16 protein-coding genes and 1 pseudogene are annotated in these 15961 nt (G+C 50.5%); 14 read left to right on the forward strand and 3 right to left on the reverse strand.

Annotated features, from left to right (window positions below):
• Nucleotides 1–110 precede the first annotated feature (110 nt).
• The 4 genes and pseudogenes from KD147_RS17060 to fliD form a co-directional block, all read left to right on the forward strand.
• Nucleotides 111–521: pseudogene (locus KD147_RS17060) on the forward strand (flagellin N-terminal helical domain-containing protein); the annotation flags it as partial.
• 498 nt (nucleotides 522–1019) lie between these two features.
• On the forward strand, nucleotides 1020–1508 hold the full coding sequence (locus KD147_RS17065) for a flagellin (RefSeq protein WP_502710233.1): 489 nt from the start codon (nucleotides 1020–1022) through the stop codon (nucleotides 1506–1508).
• A 113-nt stretch (nucleotides 1509–1621) separates the two neighbouring features.
• Nucleotides 1622–1993 carry a flagellar protein FlaG gene (locus tag KD147_RS13710; protein ID WP_212548225.1) on the forward strand — a complete coding sequence of 124 codons (372 nt, stop codon included), beginning with the start codon at nucleotides 1622–1624 and terminating at the stop codon, nucleotides 1991–1993.
• Nucleotides 1994–2015: 22 nt separating this feature from the next.
• A complete protein-coding gene (gene fliD / locus KD147_RS13715; protein WP_212548227.1) occupies nucleotides 2016–3431 on the forward strand; it encodes a flagellar filament capping protein FliD in 1416 nt (471 codons plus the stop codon).
• 58 nt (nucleotides 3432–3489) lie between these two features.
• Here the strand turns inward: fliD and KD147_RS13720 are convergent, their stop codons facing one another.
• Together KD147_RS13720 and fliS are read right to left on the reverse strand one after the other, a co-directional pair.
• Nucleotides 3490–3798, reverse strand: coding sequence for a hypothetical protein (locus KD147_RS13720; RefSeq protein ID WP_212548229.1), 309 nt, complete (start codon nucleotides 3796–3798; stop codon nucleotides 3490–3492).
• Between the two features lies 1 nt (nucleotide 3799).
• A complete protein-coding gene (fliS, locus tag KD147_RS13725) occupies nucleotides 3800–4198 on the reverse strand; it encodes a flagellar export chaperone FliS (RefSeq protein WP_105254936.1) in 399 nt (132 codons plus the stop codon).
• A gap of 345 nt (nucleotides 4199–4543) precedes the next feature.
• Between fliS and KD147_RS13730 the strand changes: the two genes are divergently transcribed.
• The 4 genes from KD147_RS13730 to KD147_RS13745 all read left to right on the forward strand — a co-directional run bounded on the left by KD147_RS13730 (nucleotide 4544) and on the right by KD147_RS13745 (nucleotide 8555).
• Nucleotides 4544–5974, forward strand: a complete 1431-nt coding sequence (locus KD147_RS13730; RefSeq protein WP_212548230.1) for a sigma-54 interaction domain-containing protein — start codon at nucleotides 4544–4546, stop codon at nucleotides 5972–5974.
• A gap of 513 nt (nucleotides 5975–6487) precedes the next feature.
• Nucleotides 6488–6817 carry a hypothetical protein gene (locus tag KD147_RS13735; RefSeq protein WP_212548231.1) on the forward strand — a complete coding sequence of 110 codons (330 nt, stop codon included), beginning with the start codon at nucleotides 6488–6490 and terminating at the stop codon, nucleotides 6815–6817.
• A 117-nt stretch (nucleotides 6818–6934) separates the two neighbouring features.
• Entirely contained in the window at nucleotides 6935–7573 is a 639-nt protein-coding gene (locus KD147_RS13740; RefSeq protein ID WP_212548232.1) for a glutathione S-transferase family protein, read from the forward strand.
• 427 nt (nucleotides 7574–8000) lie between these two features.
• On the forward strand, nucleotides 8001–8555 hold the full coding sequence (locus KD147_RS13745; protein ID WP_212548233.1) for a hypothetical protein: 555 nt from the start codon (nucleotides 8001–8003) through the stop codon (nucleotides 8553–8555).
• A 38-nt stretch (nucleotides 8556–8593) separates the two neighbouring features.
• On the opposite strand, the gene KD147_RS13750 is transcribed toward KD147_RS13745, so the two are convergent.
• A complete protein-coding gene (locus tag KD147_RS13750) occupies nucleotides 8594–9175 on the reverse strand; it encodes a DNA-3-methyladenine glycosylase I (protein WP_212548234.1) in 582 nt (193 codons plus the stop codon).
• 168 nt (nucleotides 9176–9343) lie between these two features.
• On the opposite strand from KD147_RS13750, the gene KD147_RS13755 reads away from it, so the two are divergent.
• The 6 genes from KD147_RS13755 to fliH all read left to right on the forward strand — a co-directional run bounded on the left by KD147_RS13755 (nucleotide 9344) and on the right by fliH (nucleotide 15954).
• A complete protein-coding gene (locus KD147_RS13755; protein ID WP_105190526.1) occupies nucleotides 9344–10459 on the forward strand; it encodes a sensor histidine kinase in 1116 nt (371 codons plus the stop codon).
• Nucleotides 10452–11831 carry a sigma-54-dependent transcriptional regulator gene (locus KD147_RS13760; protein ID WP_212548235.1) on the forward strand — a complete coding sequence of 460 codons (1380 nt, stop codon included), beginning with the start codon at nucleotides 10452–10454 and terminating at the stop codon, nucleotides 11829–11831. The genes KD147_RS13755 and KD147_RS13760 overlap by 8 nt, the downstream gene beginning before the upstream one ends.
• A gap of 179 nt (nucleotides 11832–12010) precedes the next feature.
• On the forward strand, nucleotides 12011–12340 hold the full coding sequence (gene fliE, locus KD147_RS13765) for a flagellar hook-basal body complex protein FliE (protein ID WP_105190685.1): 330 nt from the start codon (nucleotides 12011–12013) through the stop codon (nucleotides 12338–12340).
• Nucleotides 12341–12359: 19 nt separating this feature from the next.
• Nucleotides 12360–14081, forward strand: coding sequence for a flagellar basal-body MS-ring/collar protein FliF (gene fliF, locus KD147_RS13770; RefSeq protein ID WP_212548236.1), 1722 nt, complete (start codon nucleotides 12360–12362; stop codon nucleotides 14079–14081).
• Nucleotides 14074–15111 (forward strand): flagellar motor switch protein FliG, encoded by a 1038-nt coding sequence (gene fliG, locus KD147_RS13775; protein WP_105255190.1) that lies wholly within the window; start codon nucleotides 14074–14076, stop codon nucleotides 15109–15111. The genes fliF and fliG overlap by 8 nt, the downstream gene beginning before the upstream one ends.
• Before the next feature lie 3 nt (nucleotides 15112–15114).
• The gene (fliH, locus tag KD147_RS13780; protein WP_212548237.1) at nucleotides 15115–15954 is read left to right on the forward strand and encodes a flagellar assembly protein FliH; all 840 of its coding nucleotides are present in this window, start codon (nucleotides 15115–15117) and stop codon (nucleotides 15952–15954) included.
• Nucleotides 15955–15961: the final 7 nt, after the last annotated feature.

The raw sequence follows: 15961 nt of genomic DNA on the forward strand, positions 1-15961 counted from the left end.
TTTTTTGGCCGGCCGTTAACCTAATCAGAACGGAGCTGGAACAAGAATAATGTTGATGGCTCTTGGTGAATACGACTTAAAGAATTACGACAGTAATCAGGAGTTTGAACATGGCTTTATCAGTAAATACCAATACCACCTCGTTAAACGCCCAGCGTAACCTAGGCAAGTCTAGCTCAGATCTACAAACGTCAATGCAACGTTTGTCTTCTGGTCTGCGTATCAACAGCGCCAAAGACGATGCTGCGGGTCTACAAATCGCTAACCGTCTAACCTCGCAAATCAACGGTCTGGGTGTGGCTCAGCGTAACGCCAACGACGGTATCTCAATGGCACAAACCGCAGAAGGTGCGATGCAGGAATCTGCTAACATCCTACAGCGTATGCGTGACCTGGCACTTCAATCTGCTAACGGTTCAAACAGTGCCGACGACCGTGCCGCGCTACAAAAAGAAGTAAGCTCGCTACAACAAGAATTAACGCGTATCGCCGAAACTACTAAATTCGGTGGCACCAGCCTACTTGACGGCTCTTTCGGCACCAAGCAATTCCAAGTAGGTGCTAACGCTAACGAAACCATCAACGTATCGCTAGGCAATATGTCGGCCGATGCCATCGGTGCCAATGAAATCAAAGGCGCGGGCACTGTGCTTGGTGCCACGGCTGCTGCAGGTACATTAGCTGCAAACAGTGCGGTGACTGCTGGTGATATCAACGTAAATGGTAAAACAGTAACCATAGGTGCTAACGACGGTGCCACCGGTATTGCCGATTCAATCAACGATGCTGCCGCGGGTGTAACGGCGACGGCTAAACTGGACGTGGTTATCGCCGGTATCACTAGTGCCGACAATGCCACTATCAACATCGGTGAAGACTCATACGACCTGGGTACTTACGGTGGTGACATGGCGCGTCTAGCAGAAGACATGACCGCCGATGGCTACAACGCGGTATACGATGCAGACGCGCAAAGCATCACGCTTTCTGCTACCGATGTTGATGGTATTGAATCTGTGATGGCTGGTACGCCAGCTGGTGGCCTAACGTTTGACGGTGTTGCGGCAGCGACAGCGGCTACGTCAAAAACCTCAACGGTTAACTTGTCTTCACCAAATACTATCGGTATTTCTAACGATGGCACTGCAAACGAGCTGGAGTTTCTATCAGCGTCGGGCAGTACTTTAACAACGGTTGAAGACATCGATATCTCAGGTACCGACAGCACAGGTGCACAATCTGCGTTGAACACCATCGATGCGGCATTAGCGCAAATCGACTCACAGCGTGCCGACCTGGGTGCGGTGCAAAACCGTTTCGGTCACACCATCTCGAACCTATCGAACGTATCTGAAAACGTATCTGCATCACGCAGCCGTATTCAGGACACCGACTTTGCTTCGGAAACGGCGATTCTGACTAAGAACCAAATCTTGCAACAAGCAGGTACGTCTATCTTGGCTCAGTCTAACCAGTTGCCACAAGCTGCATTGAGCCTACTTGGCTAAGGGCACAAACGGCAATAGCTAAGCACAAAGGAAGGCGCCGGTTGGCCCTTCCTTTTTGCGTTTTAACTAAGCTTTCATAGCATTACCAAGAACAATAACTGCTAGGAGGATGTATGGACACGGTCAATATGGATAACAAGCTGGACTTTGCATTGGCCCAGGCCATCAAACAGCTTAATGCCTCGCCTGAGCCCATAGTTACTGCGCAGCCACAATCACAGAGCGACGAGCCGGACACTTTATTGGCCACCGAAGCGCTGACCTCACAGCAGTTAGAAAAAGTGGCGCAGCAATTGCAGACGTTTGTCAGCGAAATGAATAAGAGCCTCGAATTTTATGTTCATGAAGAGTCGGGGCGTGACGTGATCCAGGTCATTGATAAGAACAGTGGTGAACTGGTGAAGCAGTATCCGTCACAAGAAGTATTGGAAGTGGTAGGCCGTCTGGCGCAAGCCCCAGGCGTATTTATCGATTCACAAGTGTAGTGCCAAGCGAAAGGGGGCCAGTATGGCGATTTCATTTACCGGTATAGGATCCGGTGTTCAGATTAACGACATAGTTTCTGCCATAGTTAATGCGGAAAAGGTGCCCTTTGAGCAGCGCATGGCCAGACAACAGGCCAACTTCACCACGGATATCTCCGCCATTGGCGCACTCAAGGGTGCGATGGAGGAGTTGGCAACGACCATGGAATCGCTGGCCGATATTGATAAATACCAGCAGCGCCGCATTTCCGGCGGTGACGACTTTGTTTCTGTCAGTTCGGATAAAGACGCCGCTCTTGGCAGTTATTCGGTCAAGGTGAACGCCCTGGCGCAGTCACAAAAGCTGATGTCGGGTGCCTTGGCCGCCGATGAAGATGTGGGTGAGGGCACACTGACCTTTGCCTCGGGCGGCAATACCTTTGCCGTTGATGTTGCCGCGGGTGACAATCTTGAGGCACTGCGCGATAAAATCAACGACGCCGAGGACAACGACGCCGTGACTGCCACCATCATCACCGATGCCAGTGGTCAGCACCTGGTGCTGTCGAGCAAGGAAAGCGGTGTAGAAAACGCCATTACCGTGACCGTCGATGACAGCGGTGATGGCAACGGCCTGGATGCCAATGGCTTATCGCGTTTTGCCTATGATGCGGATGCCAGCTCCCCCACCTTTGCACAGAACCTGACGCAAACGGTTGCGGCGCAGGATGCCTCGATCACCATCGACGGGACCATTGTCGCCACAAGCAGTACCAATGAGTTTAATGGTGTGATTGACGGTATCGATATCGAGGTGAAGAAAGCCCATGGCGCCGATGACGATATCAGCCAGCTTAAGGTGCGCGAGAATAACAGCAATGTGAGCGTGGGCCTCAATACCTTTATCGAGAAATTTAACGCCCTAGTCGATTTGGCCAACCAGTTAGGTAAGGCCGATGGCGAAAACGGCAGTGGCCCCTTGGTGGGGGACTCCTTACTGCGTAGCTCCCTGAATCAAATTCGTTCCATGTTTAGCAATGGCTACGACACCGGCAATGGCGAAACCATCCTGTTGGGGGAGTTGGGTGTGCGCACCGAGCGCAGCGGTAAGCTGACCCTGGATAGCGATACCCTTAACGATCAGCTTGAGGCCGACCCACAGCGGGTGCAGAATTTCCTTATCGGTGCCGATGGGGAGTCCGGCTTCGCCAATGACCTGACCAAGGTGCTGGGGAATTTTGATGACATTATGCAGCAGCGTATTGATGGCCGCGAAGCGCAACTGGATAAGCTTGACGACGAGTATGAGCGCTTCCAGGACAAGATGACCTCGTTAGAAAGCCGTTTATTCAGGCAGTACAATGCCATGGACTTGCTGGTGGCCAATATGAACAGCACCGGCAATTATTTGCAGCAGCAATTGAACAGCTTGCCCGGGGTGGTGAAAAAGTCCGATTAAGGAATAAAAAAAGGAGTGCTTGCACTCCTTTTTTTATGGGGGGCGCCTTTGCTCCCGGTTAGAGCGAGCGATACTTGGCAATGGCCTTGTTATTGCTTTTTTGCCGCCGTATCTCATCCATGGCCTGTTGGCGTTTTTGCACAGCGGCCTCGGTGAGCTCGTCAATCAGCTGTTTAAGCGCTCTAGTTTCCTCAAACCCGGGCGTGGGCCCTGGGCCTTCATACAAGTCTTTAAGATAGGCGTCGAGTCGCTGCTGGGCCTGCAACAGCTGTTGCTCATCGTCGGGCGGCGCAGCAATTGCCTGCGCCAGATTTTGCACTAGCGTGTTCAGGGTGTCGTCGCTAAAGGTGGGCAGGTTCACCATCATCTTAAACGTGGGCAGCGCCGTCACGAGCGTCGGCGGGAATGGTGTCCCAGCCTTCTTTGATGGTTTTAATCAGGCCCGACACTTCATTGATGATCTCCACGTCATTATTGATGTTGGCTTCCACTAAGCGGCGCTGACAGAAATCATACAGGGCGTGCAGGTTGTCGGAGATCTCTCCTTGTGCCATATCCAGGGCATCCTGCAAGGCGCCTAGCAAGGTAATGCAATGGGACAGGTTTTCACCCTTGGTGACTAGATCGTTGCGGGCGATGGCGCCATTGGCCGCGGCCAGTTTGCCGATGATGTTGGTAAACACCAGGTTGACCTGATCGTATGGGCGCATCTCACGCACACTGCTGACCTTGACCTGGCGATACTTGTTAATTGAAGAATGAGCCATGTTTTCCTCCGGATTCTCAAAGCTAGACTAAAGCATTAAGCAAAAAGCAAGCCAGGAGCGTAAAGTTGCGAGCCTTAAAAATAAAAAAAGAGGCCAAATTTGCCGCCAATTTTACCCTGCTCCGTGTGCCTGCTATTCTAACAAGATTAAGAAAACAGGCTCAGAAAATTTGTCTGTCTCGCGGTTTCTTTGATAAAAACTAATCCTTAATTATTGCTTTAGCGCAAAGGAATGGCGAGTATTTGGCATCTATGTCAAAAAAGTGCCGATTGCACTTGAATCCTCACTTAACTGCAATACAATCGATGGCCTGTTTCCACAGCTTTTGAAATAAGTGGCGCTAGGATGATCCTGATTCTTGATGACAACGGCAGTCGTGCCCAAGGCCTAAGTTACGCATTAACCTTTGTAGGTGAAGCTAATAAAATCATTACCTTGGAGCAACTCTCTGAGCAAGTTGGTCAATACCAGGAAGCGATCATAGTACTGGGCGCTCTTAACCAGGGCGAGCATGAACAGCTGATCCAGGCCCATCCGGAATTACCCTTTTTACTGGTGGGACAAACCCTAAAACCGCTACTGAAAATTGCCAATGTTATCGGCCTGATCTGCGAGCCTTTCTCCCAGGATGTCACCACTCAGCTGCTGCATGACTGTCAGCAATATGTGCGTCTTAAACCCTGCGGCAATAGCAATGTGAATGCCAAAGCCTTTAATGGTCTGGTCGGTGATACCGAGGCGGTGAATCATGTCCGCTTTTTGATCTCCCAGGTGGCGAAAACCGATGCCAATGTACTGATCCTCGGAGAGTCGGGTACCGGTAAGGAAGTGGTGGCGCGTAATGTCCATCAGCTATCCGGACGCAGCAGCGGCCCGTTTGTGCCGGTGAACTGCGGCGCTATTCCCGCCGAGTTACTGGAAAGTGAGCTGTTTGGTCATGAAAAAGGCGCCTTTACCGGTGCGATTTCGGCGCGCAAGGGCCGCTTCGAACTGGCTCAGGGCGGCACCCTGTTCCTGGATGAAATCGGCGATATGCCGTTGCAAATGCAGGTTAAGCTTTTGCGCGTGCTGCAAGAGCGCAGCTATGAGCGCGTGGGCGGCACCAAGGCCATTCAGGCGGATGTGCGCGTTATTGCCGCCACTCACCGTAACCTGGAGGAGATGATCAGCAGCGGCGATTTCCGTGAAGATCTCTACTACCGCTTAAATGTATTCCCCATTGAAAATCCGGCGTTGCGTGAGCGCGCTGAAGATATTGGCCTGTTGCTAAAAGAGCTCACCAAGCGCTTGCAGCAGCACGGTGGCCAAGGGGTGAAATTTACCGACCGCGCCATCGCCAGCCTGCAGGCGCACTCCTGGCCGGGCAATATTCGCGAACTGGGTAATCTGGTAGAGCGCATGGTGATCATGTTCCCGGATCAGGTGGTCGATGTGCCGGACTTACCAAGCAAATACCAGCACTTAGACGTTGAAGCCTTTGTGCCCGAGTACCCGGAAGAATTGTTAGAGCGCCAGGCGTTAAACGACATCTTTGGCGAAGGCTTTATCGACGAGGATGAAGACACCACCGGCGAGGGTAATGGCAAAGCCGATATGGGCCTGTTGCCCGATGACGGTATTAAGCTCAAAGATTATTTGGGCGAGCTTGAGGTCAGCCTTATCACCCAGGCTCTGGAGCGCTACGACTATGTGGTGGCTCGAGCGGCCGAGATCCTGGGCGTGCGCCGTACCACCTTGGTGGAGAAAATGAAGAAGTATGAGCTTAATAGGGATTAGGGGGCGACGCGCCGCCTGATGCACTTTTTGGATTCCGCCTCTGGCATGAATGTGGTTTAAATATAAGTTGCTGTTTTTACTTGGCAGTGGTTTTCACATTAAGATCTTGTCGCGTTGGCGACGGCCACCAAAGGGTGGTTTACGCCAACCACCCCTTGGAACCCCAAGGCGCCCCCACATTGCATTATTTCCTCACCAGGTTACGAGAAATGAACGTAACCAGCATGCACAAGGCATCCATGCCCCGAGCATGCTTTCGCCAGCGTCCTGCTGCCGATTACTCTTCTCGCCCCCTGTTTCGGATGCAATGTAAGGGGATTAGGCTGATACACCGAGTTTCAAAGTTAGTGTTGCTCTGGCTGTTAGCATGGATGGTGCGCTAGCGAAAAAAGCCATTGCTGGCAAAAGCTTGCACGATTTGTTATCAATAGAGGAATAGACGAGTAGGGAAACTTGTAAGCAGTCTAATACAACACTTTCCTTCTAGTAACTTGTTAAATTTCTGGGTGAAATATGGACGCTCAGATATTTGAATTAGGACTACTCAATGGCATAGCTATAGCTTCCGCTATTATTGCATTCTTATCTGCTTATTACGCCAGGCGTACCAATAATGAAGCTAAAAATGCCAATGAATTATCTCGAATGAATGCGCTTTTATCTTTCAGAAAACACTACTTAGAGTTAATGAAGCACCAAGTAAAAATTGCTGAAGTGTTGAAAACTAGCGATAGTGGTATGCAAGCGGTTCGTGAAAAGCATGCCGAACTTGATGGTAAGCATAGAGAAATCAACAAAGAATTAGAGCCTTACCATGTAAAAGTGGTAGCAAATGAAATATAACAAGCAAATCAATGAAGGACTTAAAAAGTTTGACTTAAACTCCCTCACCGCACAGTATTGCCAGGCTTTTTAAGTTTATTTTTTGGTCTTTTTAAGCGTTTTTTAAAGGAGTGTCAGTTGTACCAACTATATTATTATCCACTAAATGCAAGTATGGCTCCCCACTTTATCCTTGAAGAGTTAAAAGCGGATTTCGAATTAATTAAAGTAGATAGGAAAAGTAACGCTCAAAAGTCTCAGGATTATTTAGCCTTAAATCCTGTGGGCAGGATCCCGACATTAATTGATAATGGGTATCCTATTTTCGAAAGCCCAGCTATCTGCATTCATTTATCAGAAACACATCCATCTTCAAATTTAATACCAGAAACAGGCTCTCCAAATCGCGCTTTATTTTTTCAGTGGATGATGTATCTAACGAATACAGTTCAAGCTGAACTAATGATTTATTTCTATCCTCAAAAACACACTAAAGACGAAAAGGGTACTGAGGATATAGTTCAGGCTCAAGAAGAGAGAATTACAGAAATGTTGGAGTTACTTGATAACGAGCTTGAGGGTAAAGAATATTTGATTGGAGACTCTCTTAGTGCCTGTGACTTTTTCTTATTTATGCTATCCGTTTGGGCTGATGAATTTAAAAGGCCTCCATTGTCATTTAAAAATTTATCTCTTTATCTCAAAAAGCTAGCTCAGAGAGACTCAGTTGTGCGAGTTTGTAACAAAGAAGGGTTAAGCCTTAAAGACTATGAGTAGGTTGCTTCACACAAGGCAATTATAGTTCGGGCACTTTAAGTTTGGCTTGCTCTCCTTCTTCGCAAATTTTAGCCAAGCACTTAAGTCGACCAAACATACTGCAATTATTGCGTCCAAAGATAACCGCCCGACATTTAAATTTCTATCTGTGCCGGATTAGCATGACATCAATATCTAATTCTGTGGCCTTACACAGCAACACTTAACTCGAAACTAACAGATATCGCTTTTTTCGTTTAGATTCATGCCAGTAGAAAAAGAGGAAACCTGCCTTTTTTTCTACTATTGATTAAATGCGCTTGCGAAAAAGTCCGTGCAGGTATAGCTCGCTCGATGTAACGAGAAACGGGCTTAAGAAGTTGATGTTGTTCGTCGTATTCTCAGCCGTATTTCTTCTGGCTATTAAATAGATAAGTAGAGGTGGTGAATGAAGCATCCCAGGCATCAGGTATGGATAAAGTTCCTATTGCTTTTGTTAATTTTATTATCCTACTTTGGCTATTTAACTTACCAGTATGACTTTATAACGGGCGGGGTGGCATCCCTAATAACCTGGAGTTTCTTTGTGTTTTGCACGCCCGTGGCCGATGCCGGTTTTTTATTGGACTTTCCCATTCGATTATTACTGGGTGTTCGTATGGTGCTCTCAGAAATCGTCGTTTGGATTATTGCCATTATGATCAATGTACTTTTGTTGTTTTACCTTCCTGAGTTTTATGAAACAACATTTGTCACGCAAACGATGAAAAAGATATTAACGACACCGTTTCCATATTGGTCGGTTGTTTTGTTATCCGGGGTGGGGACGTTTCTGTCTATTCGATTTGGTGATGAACTGATGGATGTTTTTCACCATAAAGATCGCTTTTTCTATCTACGCCATCACTTTAAACATGAACTGATTTTGTTCGCTTTTTTTATTCTTGTTCTGTTTGGCTATTACGAAATAATCTCAACATTAGGTGTGAATACCAATTTCTGACGCTTACTAGCTCACCAACAAACGTAGAGTGTCAGGTCTCAGCTATTATACATAGCCAAAACCTCTGCTTTTCTAAAACAATCGTCGTGATGGTCGTTGACCATGCCGCAGGCTTGCATATGGGCGTAAACGGTCGTTGAGCCTAAAAACTTAAAGCCGCGCTTTTTTAAATCCTTGGCAAAGGCATCGGATTGTTCGCTGGTGGCGACATAGTCCTCGCGCGTACGAATCGAATTAACCCTTGGCTTGTGATCAACAAATTGCCATTGATAGGCGCTAAAGCTGCCAAACTCCTTTTGCACTTCGATAAAGCGCTGAGCGTTATTAATGGTGGCGTTTATTTTGAGCTTATTGCGGACAATTCCCGCGTCCTCTAGCAGGCGGGCGATGTCCTGGTCGTTAAAGGCGGCCACCTTGTGCACATCAAAATTGGCGAAGGCGCGGCGGTAGTTGTCGCGCTTTTTTAAAATGGTGTACCAGCTCAGCCCGGCCTGGGCCGATTCTAGGGTTAAAAACTCAAACAATTGCTGGTCATCATAAATGGGCACGCCCCATTCATTGTCATGGTAGGCCACATAATCTTCTTTAGTTAAATCAACCCAGCCGCATCTTGTACACATAGTGCTCTCCTTATCATCTTGAGAGCAGCATAACGCATAACTGTTTTTATATACAGTGTCATTTTTTTGGTTTGAGTTTTTCCATCTAACGCCATGAAAAATAACAAAATAAAAGTTGGTATGCTTTGTGCTTTTTAGCTGTTATTCGGAGTTTTAGAGTACCTAGCTATGGCTTTGGCAAGCGTAATAACCCCACAGATTATTTCCCATGGACATTTTAGTCCAACCTTGGCCCACGAGGCCTATGTCGGCGAGCTCAGCGAGCTTAGGCAGCAAGCCAGTTGGCTTAGCCACCTGGTCGATACTATGCCCGCCGGGGTGGTGGTGCTCGATGCTCAGGGCATGATAGCCAAGGCCAACACCATCGCCATGGATATGCTCGGTGAGCCCCTTGAAGGGGAAAGGTGGTTTAGCGTGATTCAACGCTCGTTTCGCCCACAACAGGATGACGGTCACGAGGTGTCGCTTAAAGATGGGCGCCGCATCAAGCTGGAAATTCGCGCCCTGACCCCGGAGCCGGGGCAGCTTATTTTTATGACGGACTTAACCGAAACCCGCCAGTTGCAGGCGCGGGTGGCGCATATGCAGCGCCTCAGTGCGCTGGGCAAAATGGTGGCCACCTTGGCCCACCAGGTGCGCACGCCCTTATCGGCGGCCATGCTCTATGGTGCCAATCTGGGTTCCGAGCGCCTTAGCGGTGACTCCCGCACCCATTTTCATGGCAAGTTGATGTCGCGTCTTAAAGACCTGGAAAGTCAGGTGAACGACATGCTGCTGTTCGCTAAAAGCGGCGAGCAACAGGTGATTGAACCCACATCCCTGGGCCAGTTGCTCAGCGAGGTAAAACAAGGCGCCGAGGCCATGCTGATTGAACATGGGGCCCAGCTGCATGTGCAACTCCCTGAGCCGGATATCGAGGTGATGGGCAACCGCACCGCCTTAGCCAGCGCCATCAATAACCTCATTCACAACAGCGTGCAGGTAATAGCCAGTGGTGCGCAAATCAGCATGAGCGCAAGGCGCAGCCCGGATGCCGACGACACGGTAGATATAGTGATCGCCGACAATGGTCCGGGCATTAGCGACGAGCTGAAACAGAAGATTTTCGAGCCCTTTTTCACCACCAAGCGTCAGGGTACCGGCCTTGGTTTAGCCGTAGTGTCGTCGGTGCTCAACGCTCACAAGGGCCAAGTGACAGTTAATAACAGCGAACAGGGCGGAGCCGAGTTTGTACTCAGCCTGCCGCTTTTAAAGACCCGCCTACAGGAGGGCAAGTATGAGTAATTATGTGCTAGTGGTGGAGGACGATCCGGGCCTAAGAGAGGCGCTGACCGACACCTTGTCCCTTGCCGGCATTCCCTGTATTGCCGCCGACAGCGGTGAGCAAGCGATCATGATGCTAAAAGAGCAGGCGGTGGCCATGGTGGTCAGCGATGTACAGATGCCGGGCATTAATGGCATTGAGCTGCTTAAAAGCATTAAGTTGAATTATCCGGATTTGCCGGTACTAATGATGACCGCCTATGCCACCATAGACGATGCGGTCGAGGCCATGCGTCTAGGCGCCATAGATTATATGGCCAAACCCTTTGCCCCCGAGGTGCTGATCAATTTAGTCAGCCGTTACTTGCCGGCTAAAGCGAGCAATGACAGTGGTCCCGTGGTGGCCGACGCCAAAAGTTTGGCGCTGCTGGAATTGGCGAAAAAAGTCGCCGACAGTGATGCCAGCGTGATGGTCATGGGTCCAAGCGGCAGCGGTAAGGAAGTGCTGGCGCGCTATATTCACGACCAGTCCGGGCGTGCCAATGAAGCTTTTATCGCCATCAACTGCGCAGCCATTCCCGAAAACATGCTTGAGTCGACCCTGTTTGGTTATGAAAAAGGCGCCTTTACCGGTGCGGTCAATGCCTGCCCAGGTAAATTTGAGCAGGCGCAAAACGGCACCATCCTACTCGATGAAATCACCGAGATGGATCTCGGCTTGCAAGCCAAGCTGCTACGGGTGTTGCAGGAGCGCGAAGTAGAGCGCCTTGGGAGCCGTAAAACCATTGCCCTGAATGTGCGGGTGCTGGCCACCTCCAACCGCGACCTAAAAGAAGCGGTGCAGGCCGGGGTGTTCCGTGAAGACCTTTATTACCGTTTAAATGTTTTTCCCCTGCAATGGTTGCCCCTGTGCGAGCGCCCGGGAGACATTATTCCCCTGGCCGAGCATTTATTGCAGCGCCATTGTGAAGCGGGTAAACAAGCGCCAGCGACCCTGAGCGAGGCGGCCAAACACAAGCTGTTAAGTCATGCCTGGCCGGGCAATGTACGGGAATTGGACAATGTTATGCAGCGGGCACTGATATTACGAACCGGCCCCCAGGTCGAGGCCGATGCCATCTATATTGAAGAGCTGTTAAGTCCACCTCGTGCTCCCGTGCCTCTTGCCTCCCAGCCAATAAGCGGCGCTGTTGAGATGGGGAACAAAGCAGAAGATGAAGAGCCGACCTTTAAGGACGAGCTTAAAAACAAGGAGCATAAGATCATCCTCGATACCCTGGTACGATTTAACGGTAAGCGTAAGGATGTTGCCGAAGCGCTAGGGATCAGCCCGCGCACCTTGCGCTACAAGATAGCGCAAATGCGCGAGCAAGGCATTCAACTGCCAGCTTAGACTTCCTTTTTAGTTGGGCTCAAGTTTTACTTGGGCTTTTTTTACGTCAAATTAACGTTGTTTAAATACTCATCAGTGTCAAAAAATAAAAATCATAACTTACTGTAATTAAAGCTTAATTTAGTTGGCACGCTTAATGCTTGATAGAGCTTAAGTTTAATTTAACCAGTGCCAGTTTGATGAAAGTTCAAGCCAATTCTTTATTTCAGGAAATGCAGTCCCTTGCGCTCGAAGCGCAGGCACGTAACCCGTTAAAAACCATGCCTCAGCCAAGCAGCGCGGCGTCGGTGCAATTTGGTGAGCTGCTAAGTAATGCCATAGACAATGTCAATGGCCTGCAACAGGATGCCAAAGCCAAGGTCACCGCCGTGGAAATGGGCGACCGCCGTGTCTCTCTTGCCGAAGCCATGATCGCCTCGCAAAAATCCTCGGTGGCGTTCGAAGCCACGGTGCAGGTGCGCAATAAGCTGGTGGAAGCTTATAAAGACATTATGAACATGCCTGTTTAACGGATAGCGGAGAAAAGTCGTGGCGCAAGCAAATCAATCAACGGATCTCGCCCTGGCCGACTCGGGTGCCGATATGCACACCGGTTCAGGCGAGCAACATGAACAAAAGTCGGGCTACCTGGGTGCCTTGAGCGGCGTGGATATGCTGCGCCAGGCCACCTTGATCATTGCCCTTGCTATTTGCTTGGCCATTGCCATTTTTATCATTATCTGGGCACGCCAGCCGGAAATGCGCCCCCTGGGTAAAATGCCCACGGAAGAGCTGATCCAAACCCTGGACTTTTTAGACGCCCAAAAAATTGACTATGAGCTCAACGGCAACGTTATCATGGTGCCCGAAGATGCGTATCAGGATATCAAGCTGTCCATGACCCGTGAGGGTTTAACTCAAGGCCCCAGCTCCGGCACCGACATTTTGATGCAAGACATGGGCTTTGGTGTTTCTCAGCGCCTTGAGCGTGAACGCCTGAAGCATTCTCGCGAGCAGCAATTGGCGCGCACCATAGAAGAATTAAACAAGGTTAGCCGTGCCAAGGTGTTACTGGCGGTGCCCAAAGAAAACGTCTTTGCCCGGGTGGAGAAAAAACCTTCGGCTACCGTAGTATTAACGTTGCAACGCGGTCGCACTCTGAACAGTGAAGAAATCGATTCCGTGGTCGACATCGTCGCCTCGGCAGTGCAGGGCCTATCTCCTGAACGCGTGACCGTGACCGACCAAAACGGCCGTTTGCTTAATTCCGGCTCGCAAAACTCCCTGTCGGCGCGCTCACGTAAAGAGTATGAAATTGAGCGTCAGCGCGAGCAGGAGTACCTGGAAAAAATCGACAGCATTATGATCCCCGTGGTGGGTCTGGGCAATTACACCGCTCAGGTCGACCTGGTGATGGACTTCAGTGCCGTAGAAGAAACGCAAAAACGCTACAACCCGGACCTGCCAGCGGTGCGCAGCGAAACCACCCTGGAAGAAAATAATATTGGCGGCCTGGCCGTGGGTATCCCCGGTGCCCTGAGCAATCAGCCGCCGGTTAATTCCGCTATCCCCGAAGATGCCACCGAAACGCAGAGCACGACGCAAAGCAATGCGCCTTCGCGCAGCCACAAAGAAGCAACCCGTAACTATGAGCTGGACACCACCATCTCTCATAAGCGCCAGCAAAGTGGGGTGATCCGTCGTATCAGCGTCTCGGTTGCGGTTGATTACAGTCAGGCTGCCAATGCCGAAGGACAAGCAACGGCGGCGCCACGTACCGAGCAGGAACTCAACAATATTCGTCGTTTGCTCCAAGGCGGTGTGGGCTTTGATTTACAACGGGGCGATGCCCTGGAAGTCGTGAGCATGCCCTTTGTTCGCGAAGACTTGGGCGCAGCCGCCGAGCTACCCCTGTGGGAGCAAGACTGGTTTAGGGAGCTGGTGCGTGTGATCCTGGCCGCCTTAGTGATTATCGTGCTAATCATCGCCGTGGTGCGCCCCATGTTGAAACGCCTGATCTACCCGGATGACACCCTAGAAGCCTATGATGAAGAAGCGCTGACCTCGGGCGTGGATATTGGCGACAGTACCCTGGAAATGCTTAACAATGATTTCGACTCTGCCTCGGTGGGCTTCTCACCGGATGGCACCTTGCAGCTGCCGGACTTACACGGCGATGAAGACCTGTTAAAAGCGGTCCGTGCCTTGGTGGCCAACGAGCCGGAATTATCCTCTCAAGTAGTAAAAGCGTGGTTAAATGACGATGACTGAAGCACAACAGAAACTCCCCAGTAACTTCAATGTCGATAAGCTTGAAGGGGTAGAAAAAGCGGCGATTTTACTTTTGAGCTTGTCCGAAGAAGACGCAGCGCAAATTTTAAAACACCTTGAGCCCAAGCAGGTGCAAAAAGTGGGCATGACAATGGCTACCCTGGCGGATTTAAGCCAGGATAAAATCAGTGCCGTGCATAATTTGTTTATCGAACAAATCCAACAATTTAGCACCATAGGCTTCCAGTCCGAGGACTTTATTAAGAAGGCTCTGACCGCGGCGCTAGGCGAAGATAAAGCCGCTAGCCTTATCGATCAGATAGTCATGGGCTCCGGCGCTAAAGGCCTGGATTCACTGAAGTGGATGGACTCCAAGCAGGTGGCCAATATTATTCGCAACGAGCACCCGCAGATCCAAACCATAGTCCTGTCGTATCTGGAGCCGGAGCAAAGTGCGGAAATTCTTTCCCAGTTCCCGGAAAAAGTGCGCCTTGACCTGACCATGCGCATTGCCAACCTCGAAGAGGTGCAACCGGCGGCGCTGCAAGAGCTTAACGAGATAATGGAGAAACAATTTGCCGGTCAGGCCGGTGCCCAGGCGGCGAAAATGGGCGGCCTGAAAGCGGCGGCGGATATCATGAACTACCTGGATACCAATATCGAAGGCCAGCTTATGGACTCTATTCGCGAGCACGACGAAGAAATGTCGCAGCAGATTCAAGATCTTATGTTTGTATTTGAGAACCTGATGGATGTCGATGACAGAGGCATTCAGTCTATCCTGCGCGAAGTGCAGCAGGATGTGCTGATGAAGGCCATTAAGGGCGCCGATGACGGCCTTAAAGATAAGATCCTCAGCAACATGTCTAAACGTGCCGCCGATATGCTGCGTGATGACCTTGAAGCCATGGGGCCGGTGCGCATCAGTGAAGTGGAAGCGGCACAAAAAGAAATTCTCTCTACCGCGCGACGCCTGGCCGACTCCGGCGAAGTGATGCTCGGTGGTGGTGGCGGCGAGGAGTTCCTCTAAGCCATGCAGGACACTAAATTGCATCCAGGACGCCCGCTAGAGGCCAGTGAAGCCGCCGAAGAGCTGTTGCAACATTGGCCCATACCCGATGTCACCGCCAGTGCTGAGTCTTTGCAGGGGCGTTCGACCGCCTTCGGTACTCCCTTAGAGCAGCTGTATCACGCTGGTGAGCAAGGCGGTACTGAGGATGAGGAAGTACACACAGCGCAAGAGCCAGAGCTGCCCAAGCTGACCATGGAAGAACTGGAGCAGATCCGTCAGGATGCCTATGAAGAAGGGCTGCAACAAGGCCATGAGCAGGGCTATATCGATGGTTTTGACAAGGGCGTGAGCGAGGGCAAGGAAGCGGGCTTTAAGGAAGGTCAGCAACAGGGGATGGAGCAGGGTGTCGCCGATGCCAAGCCACTGCTCGATGAGCAAATAACCCAGTTAAAGTCGCTGTTGGCGGCACTTGATGAGCCGGCCAAGCGTTTGGATCAGGAAGTCGAGCAGGAACTGTTGTTCTTAGCCACGGAACTGGCCAAGGCGGTGATCCTGAGCGAAATTCGCACTAACCCGGATATTATACTCGCGGCTCTAAAGGCGGCCACCGAGGCGCTGCCGAGCAATGACGCCCAGTGCCAGATTTATCTTCATCCCGATGACTTGGCTCAAGTACAAAGCCATTTCGATGAGCAGCAGCTGAGTAATCGTCATTGGCAATTATTAAGCGAGCCCACAATGGAGCGCGGCGGCTGTCATATTAAGCAGCAGCGTTCGTCCATCGACATGAGCCTGTCGCAACGACTGCAACAGGTTATCGGCGGCTTTTTACAAGACGCCGGCGTGCCGGTGAAAGGGTAGAACTAAG

Origin of the sequence: Pseudoalteromonas sp. BDTF-M6 (assembly GCF_018334135.1) — a bacterium.
In the GTDB taxonomy this organism is placed as follows: domain Bacteria; phylum Pseudomonadota; class Gammaproteobacteria; order Enterobacterales; family Alteromonadaceae; genus Pseudoalteromonas.

What these genes read in the sequence shown, in the direction of transcription:
- fliD (WP_212548227.1), top strand. Translation starts at nt 2,016, where the DNA reads ATGGCGATTTCATTTACCGGTATAGGATCCGGTGTTCAGATTAACGAC.
- KD147_RS13730 (WP_212548230.1), top strand. Translation starts at nt 4,544, where the DNA reads ATGATCCTGATTCTTGATGACAACGGCAGTCGTGCCCAAGGCCTAAGT.
- KD147_RS13760 (WP_212548235.1), top strand. Translation starts at nt 10,452, where the DNA reads ATGAGTAATTATGTGCTAGTGGTGGAGGACGATCCGGGCCTAAGAGAG.
- fliG (WP_105255190.1), top strand. Translation starts at nt 14,074, where the DNA reads ATGACTGAAGCACAACAGAAACTCCCCAGTAACTTCAATGTCGATAAG.
- KD147_RS13710 (WP_212548225.1), top strand. Translation starts at nt 1,622, where the DNA reads ATGGACACGGTCAATATGGATAACAAGCTGGACTTTGCATTGGCCCAG.
- KD147_RS17065 (WP_502710233.1), top strand. Translation starts at nt 1,020, where the DNA reads ATGGCTGGTACGCCAGCTGGTGGCCTAACGTTTGACGGTGTTGCGGCA.
- KD147_RS13755 (WP_105190526.1), top strand. Translation starts at nt 9,344, where the DNA reads ATGGCTTTGGCAAGCGTAATAACCCCACAGATTATTTCCCATGGACAT.
- KD147_RS13735 (WP_212548231.1), top strand. Translation starts at nt 6,488, where the DNA reads ATGGACGCTCAGATATTTGAATTAGGACTACTCAATGGCATAGCTATA.
- fliE (WP_105190685.1), top strand. Translation starts at nt 12,011, where the DNA reads ATGAAAGTTCAAGCCAATTCTTTATTTCAGGAAATGCAGTCCCTTGCG.
- KD147_RS13720 (WP_212548229.1), bottom strand. Translation starts at nt 3,798, where the DNA reads ATGATGGTGAACCTGCCCACCTTTAGCGACGACACCCTGAACACGCTA.
- KD147_RS13750 (WP_212548234.1), bottom strand. Translation starts at nt 9,175, where the DNA reads ATGTGTACAAGATGCGGCTGGGTTGATTTAACTAAAGAAGATTATGTG.
- KD147_RS13745 (WP_212548233.1), top strand. Translation starts at nt 8,001, where the DNA reads ATGAAGCATCCCAGGCATCAGGTATGGATAAAGTTCCTATTGCTTTTG.
- fliS (WP_105254936.1), bottom strand. Translation starts at nt 4,198, where the DNA reads ATGGCTCATTCTTCAATTAACAAGTATCGCCAGGTCAAGGTCAGCAGT.
- fliH (WP_212548237.1), top strand. Translation starts at nt 15,115, where the DNA reads ATGCAGGACACTAAATTGCATCCAGGACGCCCGCTAGAGGCCAGTGAA.